17 protein-coding genes are annotated in these 18197 nt (G+C 31.5%); 6 read left to right on the top strand and 11 right to left on the bottom strand.

Annotated features, from left to right (window positions below; translation table 11 throughout):
* Positions 1-8 precede the first annotated feature (8 nt).
* Genes HPY57_09675 through HPY57_09645 form a run of 7 tightly spaced genes read right to left on the bottom strand, consistent with a single transcriptional unit; the run spans position 9 to position 6729 of the window.
* Positions 9-1019 (bottom strand): site-2 protease family protein, encoded by a 1011-nt coding sequence (locus tag HPY57_09675; GenBank protein ID NPV12046.1) that lies wholly within the window; start codon positions 1017-1019, stop codon positions 9-11.
* Position 1020: 1 nt separating this feature from the next.
* Complete coding sequence (locus tag HPY57_09670; protein NPV12045.1) at positions 1021-1878, bottom strand: DUF1207 domain-containing protein; 858 nt, start codon at positions 1876-1878, stop codon at positions 1021-1023.
* A complete protein-coding gene (locus HPY57_09665; protein NPV12044.1) occupies positions 1878-2879 on the bottom strand; it encodes a radical SAM protein in 1002 nt (333 codons plus the stop codon). The genes HPY57_09670 and HPY57_09665 overlap by 1 nt, the downstream gene beginning before the upstream one ends.
* Positions 2880-2887: 8 nt before the next feature.
* A complete protein-coding gene (locus HPY57_09660) occupies positions 2888-3985 on the bottom strand; it encodes a glycosyltransferase (GenBank protein NPV12043.1) in 1098 nt (365 codons plus the stop codon).
* Positions 3969-4604, bottom strand: a complete 636-nt coding sequence (locus tag HPY57_09655) for a polysaccharide deacetylase family protein (protein NPV12042.1) — start codon at positions 4602-4604, stop codon at positions 3969-3971. The genes HPY57_09660 and HPY57_09655 overlap by 17 nt, the downstream gene beginning before the upstream one ends.
* Positions 4601-5749, bottom strand: coding sequence for a glycosyltransferase (locus HPY57_09650; GenBank protein ID NPV12041.1), 1149 nt, complete (start codon positions 5747-5749; stop codon positions 4601-4603). The genes HPY57_09655 and HPY57_09650 overlap by 4 nt, the downstream gene beginning before the upstream one ends.
* Positions 5746-6729 carry a flippase-like domain-containing protein gene (locus HPY57_09645; protein ID NPV12040.1) on the bottom strand — a complete coding sequence of 328 codons (984 nt, stop codon included), beginning with the start codon at positions 6727-6729 and terminating at the stop codon, positions 5746-5748. The genes HPY57_09650 and HPY57_09645 overlap by 4 nt, the downstream gene beginning before the upstream one ends.
* A gap of 147 nt (positions 6730-6876) precedes the next feature.
* Between HPY57_09645 and HPY57_09640 the strand changes: the two genes are divergently transcribed.
* Positions 6877-7266, top strand: a complete 390-nt coding sequence (locus HPY57_09640; protein NPV12039.1) for a hypothetical protein — start codon at positions 6877-6879, stop codon at positions 7264-7266.
* 7 nt (positions 7267-7273) lie between these two features.
* On the opposite strand, the gene HPY57_09635 is transcribed toward HPY57_09640, so the two are convergent.
* Complete coding sequence (locus HPY57_09635; GenBank protein NPV12038.1) at positions 7274-8266, bottom strand: NAD-dependent epimerase/dehydratase family protein; 993 nt, start codon at positions 8264-8266, stop codon at positions 7274-7276.
* Positions 8267-8429: 163 nt separating this feature from the next.
* Here HPY57_09635 and HPY57_09630 point away from each other — a divergent pair, with 163 nt between their 5' ends.
* From HPY57_09630 to HPY57_09620, 3 genes are all read left to right on the top strand, one after another.
* On the top strand, positions 8430-9566 hold the full coding sequence (locus HPY57_09630; GenBank protein NPV12037.1) for an aminotransferase class I/II-fold pyridoxal phosphate-dependent enzyme: 1137 nt from the start codon (positions 8430-8432) through the stop codon (positions 9564-9566).
* Between the two features lie 75 nt (positions 9567-9641).
* The gene (locus HPY57_09625; protein NPV12036.1) at positions 9642-10703 is read left to right on the top strand and encodes a GNAT family N-acetyltransferase; all 1062 of its coding nucleotides are present in this window, start codon (positions 9642-9644) and stop codon (positions 10701-10703) included.
* Positions 10687-11451, top strand: a complete 765-nt coding sequence (locus HPY57_09620; protein ID NPV12035.1) for a septal ring lytic transglycosylase RlpA family protein — start codon at positions 10687-10689, stop codon at positions 11449-11451. The genes HPY57_09625 and HPY57_09620 overlap by 17 nt, the downstream gene beginning before the upstream one ends.
* A gap of 1 nt (position 11452) precedes the next feature.
* On the opposite strand, the gene HPY57_09615 is transcribed toward HPY57_09620, so the two are convergent.
* Positions 11453-12343: a DUF4835 family protein gene (locus tag HPY57_09615; protein ID NPV12034.1), complete on the bottom strand. Its 891-nt coding sequence runs from the start codon at positions 12341-12343 to the stop codon at positions 11453-11455.
* Between the two features lie 68 nt (positions 12344-12411).
* Between HPY57_09615 and HPY57_09610 the strand changes: the two genes are divergently transcribed.
* Positions 12412-13212 (top strand): hypothetical protein, encoded by an 801-nt coding sequence (locus HPY57_09610; GenBank protein NPV12033.1) that lies wholly within the window; start codon positions 12412-12414, stop codon positions 13210-13212.
* Between the two features lie 7 nt (positions 13213-13219).
* A complete protein-coding gene (locus HPY57_09605; GenBank protein ID NPV12032.1) occupies positions 13220-15265 on the top strand; it encodes a helix-hairpin-helix domain-containing protein in 2046 nt (681 codons plus the stop codon).
* Between the two features lie 60 nt (positions 15266-15325).
* Here the strand turns inward: HPY57_09605 and HPY57_09600 are convergent, their stop codons facing one another.
* Together HPY57_09600 and HPY57_09595 are read right to left on the bottom strand one after the other, a co-directional pair.
* Complete coding sequence (locus tag HPY57_09600; GenBank protein ID NPV12031.1) at positions 15326-16375, bottom strand: hypothetical protein; 1050 nt, start codon at positions 16373-16375, stop codon at positions 15326-15328.
* A 650-nt stretch (positions 16376-17025) separates the two neighbouring features.
* The gene (locus HPY57_09595) at positions 17026-18192 is read right to left on the bottom strand and encodes a hypothetical protein (GenBank protein NPV12030.1); all 1167 of its coding nucleotides are present in this window, start codon (positions 18190-18192) and stop codon (positions 17026-17028) included.
* Positions 18193-18197: the final 5 nt, after the last annotated feature.

The following is an 18197-nucleotide window of genomic DNA, read 5'->3' as shown; positions in this document are numbered from 1 at the left end:
GATTTTCTTTAAGCCAATTTAATATAAAATGGAACTGGAATAAAACTTACCACAAACATAAAAATCGCAAAGTAGCCGATCATTTTTCTCCTCGGATCAAGTTCGGATGGATCTGGAACTTCTGGATGATAAAGTTTAACAAAAAATTTCAGAATTAAAGCCCAGAAAAGCCAGCCTGTCCAGCCAAAAGGAATTTCATTCTGATAAAATTCAGAAGCAAAACCTGCAATGCCAAGAATTATTAGAAACACAAAACTCAAGTCAGCAATTCTCTGGTGTGTCCTCGTTGAAAAAAGCGAGTATGAAATATGTCCACCGTCTAATTGACCAACAGGAATCAAATTCATAGCAGTTACAAAAAGTCCAAACCAGCCCACACACAAAAATGGGTAATGATAAATTTCAGACATTGGCGGAACAAAATCGACTGCTGGATTTGTGAAAAGCTTTTCAAGAGTCCAGTAAATCAAATTATAACCAAATTTTAACTCAAGCACATCCGGATTTTTTATTGGGCTAAAGTAATCAGGATGAATTTTTAGAATGTATTCAACTCCTGGTAAATGAGTGAAGCCATAAATTAATATTGCAATTGATGCAAAAAAACTGGCAATTGGACCTGCAACACCAATATCAAACATTGCCTTTTTATCGGGAATAATTGATTTTGTTTTAATTACTGCACCGAGTGTTCCAAAATTTAAAAATACATCAGAAACAGGAAATGGAATGAAATATGGAAGTGTTGCTTTCACTCGATGATATTTTGCGGCAAAGTAGTGACCAAACTCATGAACACCAAGAACAAACAAAATAGATAGTGAATAAGGTAGACCAAGATGAAAGTTATTTAGATTAAAAGCTGCAATTGGTCCAGCGATCCAAGCAACTCCAGCGATTGTTGTTGTAAAAAAAGTGATGACAAATAAAATTATGTTAATTATAAAAGAATATTTACCTGATAAAAAAGATGATTTAACTTTTGGTTGTTCTTCTTCAATTTGATAATAATCCGCCATCTCAAATCACTACGCTTATATTGATAAATGACTGTTTAAATTTTTGATTAAAAAGTTGTCCGTGAAAATTATAGCCATCAAAATATTGATAAGCCAATCTCAAATGTGTAGTCGATTGATTTCCAAAGATAAAACCTGCCGAGAAGTTTTTATTGGTTTCGAATTTTTCACCATTAAATTTTTGAAACTTTAGATCAAAACCTGTGAAAATTTTTGTGTGTAATTCTGGAAAACCAATAATAATTGCTTCAGTTCCTATTCCAGTGATTGTATTAAATTTCCATTCAGGAATTGAGTGGAATAAATAAATTGCATCAAAATAAAAATTCAGATTGCGATAAATAAAAGCAGAAGTCCATTGAACAAATTCACGGCTGTAAGTAAATGGCTGGTTATTATTGGTCCATTGATTTTGACTTTTGTCAAAAGAACCGTCTGAAAGATGAGCGGAAATGTGACTAATTCTAATTCGATTTGCCCAGTCAATGCTTCGACTGTTATGATAAAAAATTAAGTATCCTCCAAAAAAATAATCAACTGCCATTACAGGAAATTTAAATTGCTTTTCACGATTCAGAAGTGACCAATTGAAAAATTCTAATCCAAATGCTAGAGTATTGCTCCAATTAAATTGATGATGAATTAAATCTTTAGACGCACCAATGTTTAGTTCCAGACTTTTTGCATCGAGGTAGAATTGAGTTCCAGTTTTCGCTTCCATCGGGTCAGAGAAATTCGATGGGAATAATCGATAATCAGGAAATAAAATTGTCTTCGAATAAATTCGATTTGAAAGATAAATCTGAGAATATACCTCGCTGAAAAGAATAAGAACAAGAAATAATAGCTTTATTTTCATTATGACTTTCGAACTCCAAAAAATTTATTGTCAAATTTAAGAATTTTTTGTTTTACCAATTTTTGAAAACCATAATAAAATTTTGAGGGAACGCTTTTTATTCCGAAATAATTAGTTGGAAATGCAAACGAAGGTTCGAAGTAACAGTTAACTGTACAACCTTTACAAAAGTCAAACCTTCCTTCCATTGATTGATAATATTTAACTAAATCGGAATTACGAATTTCTTTCAAAGGTCGATCAATCTTTATTGTTTGATTTCCAAAATGATAACAAGGAAGAATAACTTCATTATACGGGGAAATTACAATTACACGAGAAACTGCTTTGCACAAAGGTTTTTCAGGATTATTACCGCCTCTTCTTCGTAATTCGATAAAACTTGGATTAATGTAAATATCTGGTTTACCAGAACAAAAATCTTCAATATAATCGAGTGCTTCGAGTGAAAGTCCTGGATTTCCAAAATAACTGAAAACTGGATTTACGATTAAAACTAATTCATATTTTCTTGCAAGCTCATACATCTGCGGAAGTTTTTTATAAGTATCATTCGTCACTGTAAACAAGATATCTGGGAATTCTCCAATTGACTTGGCGATATTAATTGATTCAATAACTGAATTAAAGCACTTAACCCTTCGTATTCGATTATGTTCTTCTTCATCAGGTGAATCGAGAGAGAAATGAAGGAGATTAACTTTACCTGCAAGTTTTTCAGCAAACTTTGGATAGAGCAGACAATTTGTTGTAATGCTTGTCTGCATTTTTAATTTTTTTGCTTCATCTACAAAAAGATGAATGCTTTTGTGAAGAAGCGGCTCACCGCCAGTAAAGTCGATAAACTTCACTCCAAGTTCTCGAAGCTGTGGCAAATTATTGAATACATCTTCTTCTTTTGCAAATGGAGTTCTGTTAAGTTCTGTTGAAAATCCGAAGTGACAAAACTCACAATCTGCGTTGCATCTATAAGTTACATAATAATTACAAAGTAGAAGCATATTCAATTTCAATATTCTCTTTCTTTCCAGATAACTTTTTTATCCAGAAAAACAAAAAATGGAAGAAGCAGCACATATAAAATAAAGTAAATTTCAAATGCAAAGAAATACTTTAATTGATTAACCATCTTGAATTTTCGCAAAGGAATTAATAAGAAAACTAAATCACTCAAAAATTTTATTACAGTCAGAACAAGAGTAAAAACACTTCCAAAAATAATTTGAAGTAAAATCAAAAGATGACTCAACCAGCCCCAGAACATAATTACAAATCCAATAAATGGAGCATCAAGTCCACCAACTCCCCAACGATGTTTTTGTCTGTAGAGACTTTTCCAATCAGGACAGGGTTCAGACAAATTTACGCCACTTTCTTCAGCTGGAAAGACTACATTGTAGTGAGTGTGTTTATGAATTTTGTGAAGCAAAGCAAAATCTTCGGTTACGCTAAATTTAATGTTTTCATATCCGCCGACCCAATCATAAGCATCTCTTCGATAAGCCATATTATTTCCGATACAACTCAAAGGAAGGCCAAGATTAATTGTTCCAGCTGCAACCGTTAGCAAGTAAACCCAATCGAGATTTTGCATTCCTGTAAATTGTGAATAACTTTTTTGAAATGTGAAACCAGTTACTACTCCCACATTATCAGTAAAATATTTTATCTGAGATTTAATCCAGGAAGGTTTCACAATACAATCAGCATCGGTTGTGAAAATAATTTCTCCGGAAGAATTTTTAATTCCATTTACAATCGCATTTGTCTTCCCGGGTTTTGGAATAATTTTAAGCTCTGGAATTACTTTTTTCACATTAGGAAAATTTTTAACAAACTCATCGATAATCTCTCCGGTTTTATCTGTCGAGTAATCATCGACAATTATTATCTCAAGTTTTTCCGAAGGATAATCAATCTGAACAAGTGAATTCAAGCATTGCCTGATATTTTTTTCTTCATTTCTTGCTGCTACAATAATTGTAACAGAAGGTTCATAGTTCGGATTGATTTTTAGTTTTTTATTAAATCCAATTAGAAAGATGATTTGCTGAATGATATAAAATATCACAGCAACCAGAAATAGAATTTCAAAAGCTGAAAGTATTTCCAACTTTAAATCCTCTCTTATCAATTAAATTAAAAGTGTAGTCAAGAGATTTTTCAATAATATTAGATGATTTTGGATTGTTGTGAAATACAATTATTGAGTTATCTCGAAGATGATTATCCAGATTTCTTTTAACAATATCAAAGTTACCAAGATAATCTTCAGTTAAAAGTGACCACATAATTACTTTGTAATTTAATGACTTTAATTCTTTTACCATTTTAAGATTAATTCTTCCGTAAGGTGGTCGAAATATTTTTAAAAAGTTTTGCTTATCGGAAAGTAATTTTTCAGTCTCTAAAATTTCTGATCTAATTCCTTCACAACTCATTTTTGTCATTTTTCTTGAATGATTAAATGAGTGATTAGCGATAGAATGTCCCTCTGCTGTAATTTCATTGACAAGACTGATATTCTCAATCACATTTTTGCCGGTTAAAAAGAAAATAGCTTTAGATTTATTTTGTTCAAGCATTCTAAGAATTTTTTCAGTCGGTTCTGGAAAAGGTCCATCGTCAAAAGTTAAACAAATTTTTCGCTCAGAATTTTCCCAGATTAATTGCTTAAAAATTCTTCTGATAATTTTTGGTGGTTCAATAAAAAAAATAAATCTCATCTTTTGAAATTTCTACCTTTCCAATTAAAGCCGGTTAAATAACTCAAAACTGGAACTATCGAAATATAAAAAAGATGAAAAACTTCGGCTAATGGAAATAAAATAATCAATTTTAATACTTCAATTTTATTCTTAGAAAATTCAAGCAAATGATAACCTTTCAACATAAAAACTAAATCAACAAGATTTTTCAAGAGAAAGATTTTTATGAATAAAATCACAAATTGAGAACTAAAGATTAGAGCAAATAAAGAAATTAAACTCATTAAATAAAATAAATATAAAATCACAAGAATCGGCAGCAGCAGTCTATTTCGATAAAACGGAACTTTGGATACCCACCTTTTTCGTTGATTAATAAAACTTAAAACTCCTCTTATGGGTTCAGTATATGCAACACTGTTTTCTAAAGAACAAAATCTCACTTCATAATTAGTATCAAAGAAAATTTTTTGCATCAAAAACTCTTCATCTCCAGAAGCTAAGTTTAAATTATCTTGAAATCCACCAACCTGAAAAAACAAATCTTTTCGATAAGCACAACTTGCACCATTCGCAAGTAATGGAATTTTATTACCAATGAAAGCAGCACCAATGCTGACCAGACTTGCGAATTCTATTTTTTGTAATTCTTCAAAAAAACTATTTGCTCTGGTATAAACAACTTTTCCTGCGACAAAACCTGTTTTTTCATCAAAAGATTCAACAAGTGATTTTAACCATTCACTGGAGTGAAAGCAATCTGCATCTGTTGTAACTATTATTTCATTACTTGCCTTATTAATTCCAGCTTCTATTGCTTTTTTCTTTCCAGAATCTTTTTCAAGTTTAATAAGCTTTACAATTGGATCTTTAAGATAATCCTCAACGTATTCAATGTAATTATCAGTCGAATTATCGTCCACCAGGATTATTTCAAATCTATCTTTATCAAAATTTTGATTTAATAAAGACGAAACACATTTAGCTAAATTTTTACCTTCATTTCTAAAAGGAACAATGATACTGGCATTAAAATTATTTTTATACCTATCTTTCCGAAGTCTAAAAATGCCAATAAAAAGAAAGACGATAAATAAAAAATATAATCCAAAAAAAATCTCAAGTGCAATTTTCAGCAGATCAAACATTAAATAATTAGTCATGCCCTCTTTAATCTCAATAGGAAATATAATCCAATTATTGATGGGAGAAGCAAATTCAAAATAAACAAAAGCATCGAGCTGTTAAATGCAACTGCTTCATTACAACCGAATAAACCAAAAAAGTAAATTGCAGCCCCTTCACGAATTCCTATCTCACCAAGAGTAATTGAAGGGATTAAAGTTTTTGTGAAATATACCATAATTGATGCAATCATCAGCATCTCAAAATTTGTATTTACATTAAAGCTGGCAACAATGAGTGAAAATTGAATGACTATAATCAGGTAATTAACAAATGCAATTAAAATCAACTTCGATACTAATTGATTGTGCAAATCTGACAGAGGTTCTATTAACTTTTTCAAAAAAGGGATCCTAAAATTGAAACGACTTTTCAGCTCTCTCAAGTAGTTATAAAATCTTTTTGAATAAATCATCATAAATAAAGCCGAAAAGAATGTCGCAAAAATTACAAACAAAGAAGCGATAACATAAATGTCAACTTTATAATAGAAAAGCATTAAACCAAAACTTAGAAGTGCACCCCAGAAAACAACATTCAAAAGAAGCATCATCTTGTCAATAAAAGTCAAGGTTATAACAGAGCTTAAACTTAAATTCTTTAAAGTCATAATTCTAAGAAAATATTCACCCGCTCTTGCAGGAGTGAAAGTCCCAGCGCTGAAACCAATTAATAGTGACTTGAAAATTGACTTATCGTCAATGGATGGATTTTCATTTTTAACTAAAATTTTCCATCGGAAATATTGTAAGTAAACATTTATGATTGCTAAAATTATGGCAAAGGAAAAATAAAAAACATTGACCGAGCTTAAAGATTCAAAAATTATTTTAAGTGAAATTTTATGAATCAAATAAGCTGTAAGACCAATGCCAACAGAAATTTTTATTATTGGAAAAGCAAATCGTTTCGACCAACTTATTATAAATGTTGAGATGTTAGCAATCAAATGTCTCATTTTTGCTCAAACTTTTTCAAATATAAAAATTTATTCGTGAGATGTCTTTAATTAATAAAATTTTTTAGTTATGATCTCGTAAAGATTTAAATAAGTTTGACTCAAACTTCTGCCTGAATTATTATTGAACAAAAATTCCAATCGATTATGAATAAAATTTTATTAATAGTTTTAATTTTCTTGCTGGCGATTTTTTCAAGTTGTGATGATCAACTGAATCTTCCCTCCGATGAAGAAATTCCAGTAAACAATGTTTCTTACAACAAACACATTCAACCTATATTTAATGTAAGATGTGCAACTGCGGGTTGTCATGATGATCAGACAAAAAGCGCTGGCCTCAGTCTAACAAGCTATCAAAATACAACTGCAAGTTACACTATTGTATTTCCAGGCAATCCAGATGCCAGTCTTTTGGTCCTTTCAATTGAAGGGCGTTCAAATTTCCCAATGCCTCCTCCCGGTAGACCTCCACTCACACAAACACAAATTCGGGCAATTCGTACCTGGGTCGCTGAAGGTGCAAAAAATAATTAATCAAAAATCACAACCACTTGTTTTCAAGATACCAATTAATCGTTTCTCTAATTCCCTCTTCTATAGAAATCTTCTGATTGTAACCTAATTCCTTTTTTGCTTTTTCAACACTGCAGACCCAGCTGCTCTGGACCATTTCTCTTGCTTTCTCAAGATTTAGAATTGTTGCCTCTTTACTAAATAGACTTAAAGTCTGCGAAATCGCAGCAACCAGATAAACAACAAAGTGAGGAATTTTTATTTTAATTACTTTCTTGCCTAAAATCTCTGAGGAAATGTTTCCAATCTCTTCCCATCCATAACCTTTTTCACTTGAAATGAAATATGTTTGATTAATTGATCTATCAGAAAAGGCAGCAAGCAAAATCCCATCAATCAAATCAGATACATGCACTAAAGAAACATATTTTTCTCGAAACCCAACCATTGGTTGAATTCCTTTTTTCAATGTTTGAAAAAACATTAAGATTTCCGGATCTCTTGGACCATAAACAGCCGATGGACGAACAATTGTAAATGGTATTATGCCTGTAAATTTCTTCACTTCATTCTCAGCCATTAATTTTGATTTGCCGTAAGTAGTAACCGGATTACATTCCATATCTTCTGTTTTTGCAAAACCTTCAGGACTTGGACCAGCAGCAGCCTGACTGCTTACAAACAAAAATCTTTTCAAATTTGGATTTTCTTTTTTAACAGCTGACAATAAATTTTTTGTTACTTCGACATTCCCCTTGTAGTAACCTTCTTTCTTCTTTGATTTAATTACACCAGCCACATGAAATATATAATCAACATTTTTAACTGCATCTCTTAAAAAATTAATATCACTATAATCACCAGTGAATATTTCTACTCTGGAAGGATCAACCCATTTTAATTTACTTTCCTTTCGAGCAATTATTCTTACTTGATGATTTAAACTTAGTAGTTTATCAACCAGATGACTGCCAACAAAACCACTTGCTCCTGTAACCAATGATGTAAATTTTTGATTCATTTACTCCTCATATTTTATTGTATTTAATTTTGCTTCAAATTATTTTTCGTAGAATTTACATAAATTTGAAAGTAATTTAAATATGTTGAACTATTAAGGAGATAATAAAGTGGATTTATTCGATAAATGTTACAACTTTACTCGTGCAGATGAAGTCAAACAAATGGGATATTATCCTTATTTCAGACCTTTAGAAGAAAATGAAGGACCAGTCGTAAAAATTGAAGGAAGAAAAATTATAATGGCTGGTTCCAATAATTACCTTGGATTAACAACTCACCCAAAAGTAAAAGAAGCTGCTATTAATGCAATAAAGAAATATGGTACAGGATGTTCCGGCTCAAGATATCTCACCGGAACTCTTGACTTACACATTGAACTTGAAAAAAGACTTGCAAAGTTTATGGGAAAAGAAGACTGCCTGCTTTACAGCACAGGTTTTCAGGCAGCGCAGGGTGTAATTCCCGTGATTGCACAAAAAGGTGATTATATAATTTCAGACAAAGAAAATCATGCAAGCATAGTTGCCGGTAATTTGATTGCAAAAGCAATGATGACTGAAGTCATCCGATATAAGCATAATGATATGGAAGATTTGGAAAGAGTGCTTTCAAAACTTCCACTCGAAGCAGGCAAGTTGATTGTAAGTGATGGAATTTTTAGTACCTGGGGAACAATTCCTGATGTTCCAAAGATGGTTGAACTCGCAAAAAAATATAACGCTCGAATTCTTCTTGATGATGCTCACGCTATCGGTGTAATTGGTGAAGGTGGAAGAGGCACAGCAAGTCATTTTAATCTTACCGATCAAGTCGATATGACAATGGCAACATTTAGTAAAACCTTTGCTTCACTTGGCGGATTTGTCGCTGCGGAAAGCAAAGTGATAAATTATTTGAAACATCACGCACCAGCATTAATATTTAGCGCAAGTCCAACACCGGCTTCTGTTGCTGCTGCCCTCGCTGCACTTGATATTTTAGAGCAAGAACCAGAAAGAATTCAAAAACTTCAATACAATGCACAGAAAGTTAGAGCTGGACTGAAAGATTTAGGATTTCGAATTGTGGAAAATCAATCGGCAATTGTTCCTGTGATTATTGGTGATGATATGAAGACATTTATCTTCTGGCGTAAACTTTTCGATGCCGGTGTTTTTGTCAATGCATTTGTTTCACCTGGCGTTCCACCAAATATGGCTATGCTCAGAACTTCTTATATGGCAACTCACGAAGATGAACACCTAGATTTCATCATTGATGCTTTCAAAAAAATTGGAAAAGAACTGGGTGTAATCTAAAACTTTAAGGAATAAAAAATGGCAATAGAAATAAAAACCGTCCAGACAAAAAAAGATTTAATGAAATTCATCAAGATGCAATGGAAAATTTATAAGGGTGACCCATATTGGGTTCCACCTTTAATTATGGACAGGAAAAAAATTCTTGATAGAGAGCATCATCCTTTTTATCAGCATGCAGAAATGGAAATGTTTTTAGCTTACAAGAATGGAGAAATAGTTGGAAGGATTGCTGCTATTAAAAATGATTTACACAATCAAGTTCATAATGACAAAGTCGGTTTCTTCGGATTCTTTGAATCCATCAACGATCAAGAAGTTGCAAACGCTCTTTTTGATTCAGCTGAAAAGTGGTTGAAGTCAAAAGGATTAACTCATATGCGCGGTCCAGCAAATCCTTCAAGCAATGATGAATATGGAATGTTGATTGACGGTTTCAATGATTCGCCTCGATTTCTTATGACATATAATCCACCTTACTATCTCGATCTCTGTGAAAACTATGGTTTGAAAAAAATTAAAGATCTTTATGCTTACAAATTGACTTACGATAAAATTACAAAGGTCAAGAAAATTGAGGAAGTTCAGGATGTTGTTAGAAGACGATACAACTTAAAAATCACTTCGCTTAATATGAAAGATTTCGATAATGAACTTAAAAAAGTAAAATATGTTTATAACAAAGCATGGGAACCAAATTGGGGCTTTGTTCCGATGACTGATGAAGAGATAAATGCAATGGCTGCGGATTTAAAATTAATTGTTGACCCTGAGCTTGTTTTGTTTGCGGAAATTAATGGTGAAGTTGTTAGTTTCTCATTAACAATGCCTGATTATAACGAAATATTTAAAAAATTAAATGGGCGATTATTCCCGTTTGGTTTTATTCGTTTATTTACTGATAGAAAGAAAATTAAATGGTGCAGAATTTTAACGCTCGGTATAATTCCACAATATCAGAAAAAAGGAATTGACGGCGTGCTCTATTACGAAATTATTCATCGTGCAGCAAAAAGAGGCATATACCTTGGCGAAGCTAGCTGGGTGCTTGAAGATAACGAAATGATGAATCGATCCGCTTTAATGATGCAAGGAGAACTCTATAAGAAATACAGAATTTATGAGAAAGAGATTTAATATATCTCTTTGCATTTTAATTTTTACATCGATACAAATCTTTGCACAAAAGCTTTACGAAACTGAAGGTTTTGCTTCTTATTATTCTGAAGATTTTCATGGTAAACTTACATCAAGCGGCGAAGTTTATGATATGCATAAATTAACCTGCGCTCATCCCTATCTTCCTTTTAATACCTGGCTGAAAGTTACTAATCTTGCAAATCAAAAATCCGTGATCGTTAGAGTAAATGATCGCGGTCCTTTTATGAAAAACAGAATTATCGATTTATCATACGCGGCTGCACGACAACTCGGAATGCTTGGGCCAGGCTCAATCTATGTTAAACTTGAAATTGTTAGTCCTCCCCTATCTCAAACTGAACAAGATATTGGTAGAGTTCCGATAGAAACTCCACTGCCCCAGCTTGATGAAAATGAAATTTACTTAAGATTTAGAACCAAACCGACGGAATATGAAAAATCTAAAGTTGTTTCAGAATTTGGACTTTACAATTCAGAATTTCAAAAAGTAGAAATTTCAAGCGGATATTTAATTCAGCTTTCGAGTTTTTCAACTCAAAAGAATGCTCAAATCTTTCTTGATCAGATAGATGATATTGATAAAAGTCAGCTTTTTATTTATCACCCATCAACTGGAATTTATAGAGTAGTGGTTGGAATTTTTAATAATATGAGAGAAGCTCAGTTAAAAAAATTCGAAATTGAAAAACATTATCCTGGATGTTTTGTCATTACTTATAAATAAATTAACCTCTCTTTTTCTGATACTCATCATAAGTTGAAATGTGAGCAGGATCAATTTTTTTCAAACGATCAAAAACACTTTTATCTGGATAAGACTTTAAAACTTCACAGAATTCGAGATATTTAGTATCGAAAAAAACCTTCAATAACATACTTCTTGAAAATACTTTATTTCGCAGTTCCTCCAGCGTCTTTATAAAACTTATTAATTTTTTTGCAGGTAACGATGGGTCTTCACTTGCAAGATCCAGTCCATTGTAATGATAATCGAAAAATGCTTTTCTAAAGTTTTGATATTTTTCATTCAAATACTCGGAAGCAAAATCTACTCGATTGAAAGAACCTTCTCCCTGCGACCATCCACTTGAAAAATTACTCGATGCACCCTGATATGCAATTGAAAGCGCTTGATTAAAATATTTTGTCCCGCCAAATTCTTCATAAGAATCTGAATCAATTCCAAGGATCATATAAACATAATAATTAATTAGACCCGTCAGAGGCTCAAACAAGGAAGGATTGAAAAGTAAAACTTGATTTTTCTCGTAAACAAATTCCCAGTTCGGATCAATCAGTTTTAACATTAAAGAACTCTTCTCACTCTGATAAATCGGTCTTTGACTTGAAATTACAACCTGTGCCGAATAACGATTAGAAGGATTCCCCGATCTAAAATAAACCTGAATAGAAACTGGTATTTTTGGACCTTCCCATTTAATGTCAGTCCATTTGTTTTTATTGATGTAATCTTCAATCTGCGTTGCAAAGTTTTCAAGTTTTTCTCTGTATTCTGTTTGAAGAGATTCAAAATTCACACTAACTTTGGCAGCAATTTCTTGAGAGAAAAGAAATTTAGTTGTAATAAGAAGAAAGAGAAAAATAAACTTTTTCATTGCTACCTCATTATTTTTGAAAAAAAAGATTTAATAATTAATATGCTTAAACAAAATTAGAAAAATCTATGATAAAGCACATATTAACAATTACACTTCTCTTAAATGCTCTCTTATTTGCACAGTTCCCACAAGGCTCAAGGCAGGCTGCAATTGGTTACGCTTTTACATCAATAGCAGATGACCATTGGAGTATCTATTTCAATCCTGCTGGATTAACAAAAATTAAAAATCTTTCCGCAGGTATTTATTATTCTCCTGCACCATTTGGATTGAGTGAACTTTCGAATGCAAGTGCGGTGATTTCAAAGACATTTTCATTTGGAGGAGCGGGTTTTGCATTTAGCACCTATGGATTTGAGTTGTTCAGAGAAAATAAAATTTCCCTGGGCTATGCCAATCAGCTTTTTTCCGATTTCTCATTAGGTCTTAATATCAATTACTATTCGCTCTCAATTAAAAATTATGGTAACGACTTTGCAATTGGATTTGATTTAGGTATTCTCTCGCAATTAAGCAGCAATCTTCAGCTTGGATTTTTTGCAAAGAATTTAAATCGACCAACTTATGGAGTGAATAAAGAAAAATTAAGTCAACAATTTTCGGGCGGTTTGTCATATGAACCAGTAAATAATTTGTTAATGGCTTTTGAGCTTGAAAAGGAAGTTCGATATCCTTTTAATTTTAAATTCGGTTTGGAATATTTACCAATAAAGTATTTTGCCATAAGAGCAGGTTATAACACAGAACCTAACAACTATTTTTCTGGAATTGGGATTTTTTACAGAAACTTTAATTTTAATTATTCATTTATTTCTAATAACTACCTTGGTTTTACACATAGTTTTGGAATAGATTTTAGCTTATAAAACAGATATGAAAAATTTATTGCTATTTAAAATTTTATTAATCTTTATAATTTCACCAATAAGTCTCTTTTCACAGACTGACACGCTCGAAATCCCCATCGATGATCAAATTGAAAATCTAATCGAGGAATCAATAGGTGATGCTGAAGATTCCCAACTGAACGAAATAATCGAAGATTTAATTCAGAATCCTATTGAAGTAAATCAAGCAACAATTGATGATTTAACTAAAATCCCATTTATCGATCTTTCACTTGCAACTGAAATAGTAAAATTTAGAAACTACTATGGGTATTATTACACTTTAACAGAATTAAAAAATGTTCAAGGAATGACAGAAGATTTATACGAAAAAATCTCTCGCTTCCTTTACATAGATCAAAGTAAATTTTCAGAACTTCCTCAAGCAGGTGAAATCCCAGAAATTAAAAGACCTACATCCAGCACACAGCTGCTTAATGTTAATTTCAGACAAAGATATTATCAGACATTTCCAAAACGCATTGGTTATGAAACCGGCGCATATTACAATTCACCATTTAAGCTTTACAATAGACTAACTGCAGATTATTCAAAAAAAATTTATCTGTCATTATTAGCCGAAAAAGATCCTGGAGAAAAATATATTTATGACTTTGTAAGTGGAAGTTTATTAATAAAAGATGTTTTAATATTCAAAAAATTTGTAATTGGCGATTATGCTCTTGAATTTGGGCAGGGACTAGCAATGTGGCGGCAAGTCGGTTTTGCTAAAGGTTCAGATGCAGTCTATCCAATTAAAAAGAAAGCTTCAGGAATTGAACAATACAAAAGCACAGATGAAAATCAATTTTTCAGAGGAGTTGCTTTTTCAAGCCAGATTAAGAATTTGGAATTTACATTTTTTTATTCCGGGAAAAGTTTTGATGCAAGAATCGATACAATCATTAATGTAATCACCAGCACTCCCCTCGATGGTTATCACCGAAACACAAATGAACTCTTAAGAAAAAATGCTGAAAATGAAAAATTATTAGGCTCAAGAATTTCTTATCTCTTTGCTCTTAATCAAATCGGATTGACTTTCTATCAAGCAAGATTCAGCAAACCTATTGCACCAAATTCTTATTTCAAGAATTATCAAGGGACATTCAATTACATTTCATCTGATTTCAATTTCATATATGAGAATCTGAATTTATTTGGAGAGATAGCAAAGGATAAGGATAATAATTTAGCTACTATTGTAGGCTTTCAATCTTCAGTTTCCAGAAATTTAAGTTTCATAACTGTTTTTAGAAACTATCCCGCTGAATTCATTAATCTCCATGGTTATGGATTTGGTGAAAGAAATGGCCCCACAAATAACGAAAAAGGATTTTACTTAGGCATAAGAAATTCCGATCGATATGGAACTTTCAATTTTTATTTTGATCAGTTCAAATTTTTATATCCATTAACTTACGATAAAACCATTTCTGCAGGCAAGGAATATCTTTTAAGCTACGAGTCACCATTAATTTCTAAAACGAAATACATCTTACGTTATAAAAATGAAATTAAAGAAATCAATTCATCATCAATCGATGAATTTGGAAGAACAAAGAAAATCTCAAATACGAGGCAACAACAAAATTTAAGATTAGAAATTCAAAAGTTCTTCGGTTCAGGGAATATTAACAGAGTTGCCTTCAGGATTGAATATGTTAATGTCTATTATAAATCAATTTTCGATTCAGAAGACGGTTTGCTTGCCTTTGGAGATTTAAATTTAAGATTATTACAAAACTTAAAACTGCAATGGAGAGTAACTTACTTTCAAACAAAGTCTTACGATTCACGCGTTTATCAATTTGAAAACGATGTTCAAGGAGTCTTTAGCTCAACGGCATTGTATGGCAGAGGCATCAGATGGTATGCATTATTAAATTACAAGCTATTCCAATTAATGAATCTCTCAATAAAGTACGCTGAGCTTTATCGTGATGATGTGAAAAAACTTGGAAGCGGAAACGATCAAATTCCAACAAACCTTTCAAAATCACTAACCTTCCAAATTGACTTGAAGTTTTGAATAATTAAAGATTAAATTCAGGATGACTATACTTCGCATTCACAAACTTAATCTATCCTGTTATTTCAACGAGTAACGATAAAGCTCACTGTTGTTTCCAGAAATTTTAATAAAATAAATCCATTTATTTAGACTATCAAAAGCTAATTTCGTTACTTCCCCTTCTGATTTATAAAGTTCTACATAACTTGTGCCTTTATTCCTAAACAACAATAAATATGAAATATTATCAGTCAATGATACCCCAGAAACTATAAACTCATCTTCATTGAGTATATAAAAGTCATTAATCTTAAAGTTCTCTAATATTCTATTTTCAACTAATGAAATATTCTTAAATAGATCGAAGGTAATGTAAAGCTGCTTCTTTGATTGATCTAAATCTTCGACTAAAGCAAGGCCTAAACCACCTTCACTGCTTAATCTGTGCTTAATAAAATGTTTATTGGATCGAGAGTGATATGAGTTAAATGTATTAAAGTAATCTTCTGTATGCCATATACCACCAAAATACTTTTCTGAAAAGAATATGTGTAATTTACCGGATTTATTTGTATTCGATATATCATAGATGGGTGGAACATTTTGAAAACCAAGATTATAAAAAGTATCTAAAAGTCCAATGAACCGCCCCCATCTATAATCCTGTAAATTTAACCAGAATAGATCTGCGTAAAATAAATCCAAATAATCCTTTTTAATGAATAACATTACTGTATCGTTTAATGGATAAAAAGATAATACTCCATAATTAATAAATTCCACCCGAGTTTGACCAAAATCTGGTGTAACATAACCATTGCCCGATGTACCGATGTATAATTTTGTGGTTACATTGTCAAATGAAATTGCCCATAATCCGATATGAAGCTGTGAAACAAATTCTTTCCCATAATCAGTTGAATAAAATATTTTCCCTCCATTAGAAAGCATTGCAATATGAGATGGATATTTTTTATTTAATATCAAGGTATTGATTATATGATTGTCAAATTTATAAACCAGTTCCAACCTATTTTCTGGGTTCTCGTATGAAACGGGTTCATTATCCTTGCATCCAGCGGTTATGAAAAAAATCACAAACATTAAGATATAATTTAACTTTAACATCTTAATACCTCCTCATTTTATTAAAACAATTTTATCTTTATAAGTAAATGTATTTGTTTTCAATTTCACACAAAGTTCATTCGTAGAAACCATAAACTGCTGGCCTTCAAAATTTACAAACTTAAAATTAGATTGGGAATAAAGGTGGGAAAAATTAATGATATATATATATATATATATATGAGTGAAATTAAAATTGATTTGAAATTTTTCATTTTATCCTCCTTAATTTCAAAAGAAATATAATTATTTTTTTCTGTAACAGCAAATAAGAAATCACTTTTGATCTTTATACTTTTTAAATTTCTCTATCAAAAGAATCCTTAGACATAAAATTAGAACTTGCATTCTCGCAAAAAGATTTTCCCACTGCCAAACAATTTATTGAAACAAAATTTATTTTCTAACTTAATTCTTTCTGAAATTTAAAATACAGATTAAATTGAACCAGCATTTCGTAAAATTATTATTCTGATTATCTACGCTGGCGACAACTCTTTAAACTAAAATAGAATGCTTCTGATTATTCCGAGTAGAAATTACCTAGAGCAGATTGAGAGTGAGCTCACTAAATTTAGGTCAGTAACCGAAACTTAAAAGGCTAACCAAATTTTGGTTAGCCTTGAAGCCATCAGTTCCTAATTAGAATTTTAATTTAGTTTAATTCGGTAGAGACCTTTATTCACTCTATCCTTTACAACATAGAGAAACTTGTTTTTGCTATCGTAGGCAAGAAGTGTTTTACTGTCAAAATCGTTATTCACTAAGTTTTGCCAGCTAATACCACCATCCTTTGAAATATAGATTGTTGACTTAGATGGGTCGGAATTTAATGTGGCAGTAAAAATAATGTATCCTTCTGGCGTAATTAACATATCATTGACATCTGAATAATCAATTAAATTAGTATCTAGAATTGTAAATGAATTACCAAAATCCTTACTTAGAAGAATTCTGCCTTTATATTTATAAATAAGTTCTTTATTCAATCTGGGATAATCAGTTACCTTTAGAATAACGAAATTATTGTAAACTCTGATAAAATCAGAATACCAATTGTCAATTATATTTTTAGCGGTCCAGCTAACACCAAAATCTGAACTTTCAGCTATATCATAGTTATTATTGTCGCCAATAATTGCGGCATAAATTGTTCCTGTTTTAAGATTACTGGTTGCAAAATCACCAACAAACACCCACCCTATACTATTTAATATGTTAATGTCAATGTCTTGAGAAAAACTAACTCCTCCGTTTGTAGAAATAAAAGTTTGAGAAAAATATGCAAATGAGTTAGATGGTTGAATATTAAAATTAGCCGTAGCGACTAAATAAATAAAATTCTGGTTAAAATAATCCATAGAAATTGTTGTAATATGTCTTTCCCCTGCACCGACTAAAATTCCACTATCTGCACTTACCCAGGTTTGACCATAGTCATTCGACTTTAATAGCAAAGGAGGAATCAGAGCATAGGAAGGACCGGAGTTATGTGCGATATAAATATTTGATGGTTTATGTAAGTCAAAAGACAAACAAAGGGAATAGAATGAATCCTTTGCAATAGACCAACTTAAACCATAATTACTGCTTATGTAGATTCTTTCGCCGGGTTTGGCAGTTGAAATCAATATATTATTAGGTTCTTTGACATTTACTGCAATTGCTTTTATATCGTGACCGGCAAAACCAATTAGATCAATCTCGTTTTTTTGCTGAGGTGGTTTTAGTCCTGATTCATCAGGTGTAATTACCTCGTCTTTTTGACAACCTAAAAAGAAAATAGGAACAAAAATTATGAATAAAATTTTTCTCATTTTTC

The organism is Ignavibacteria bacterium, assembly GCA_013177855.1.
In the GTDB taxonomy this organism is placed as follows: domain Bacteria; phylum Bacteroidota; class Ignavibacteria; order Ch128b; family Ch128b; genus Ch128b.
This window is presented reverse-complemented; position numbering and strand designations above follow the sequence as displayed.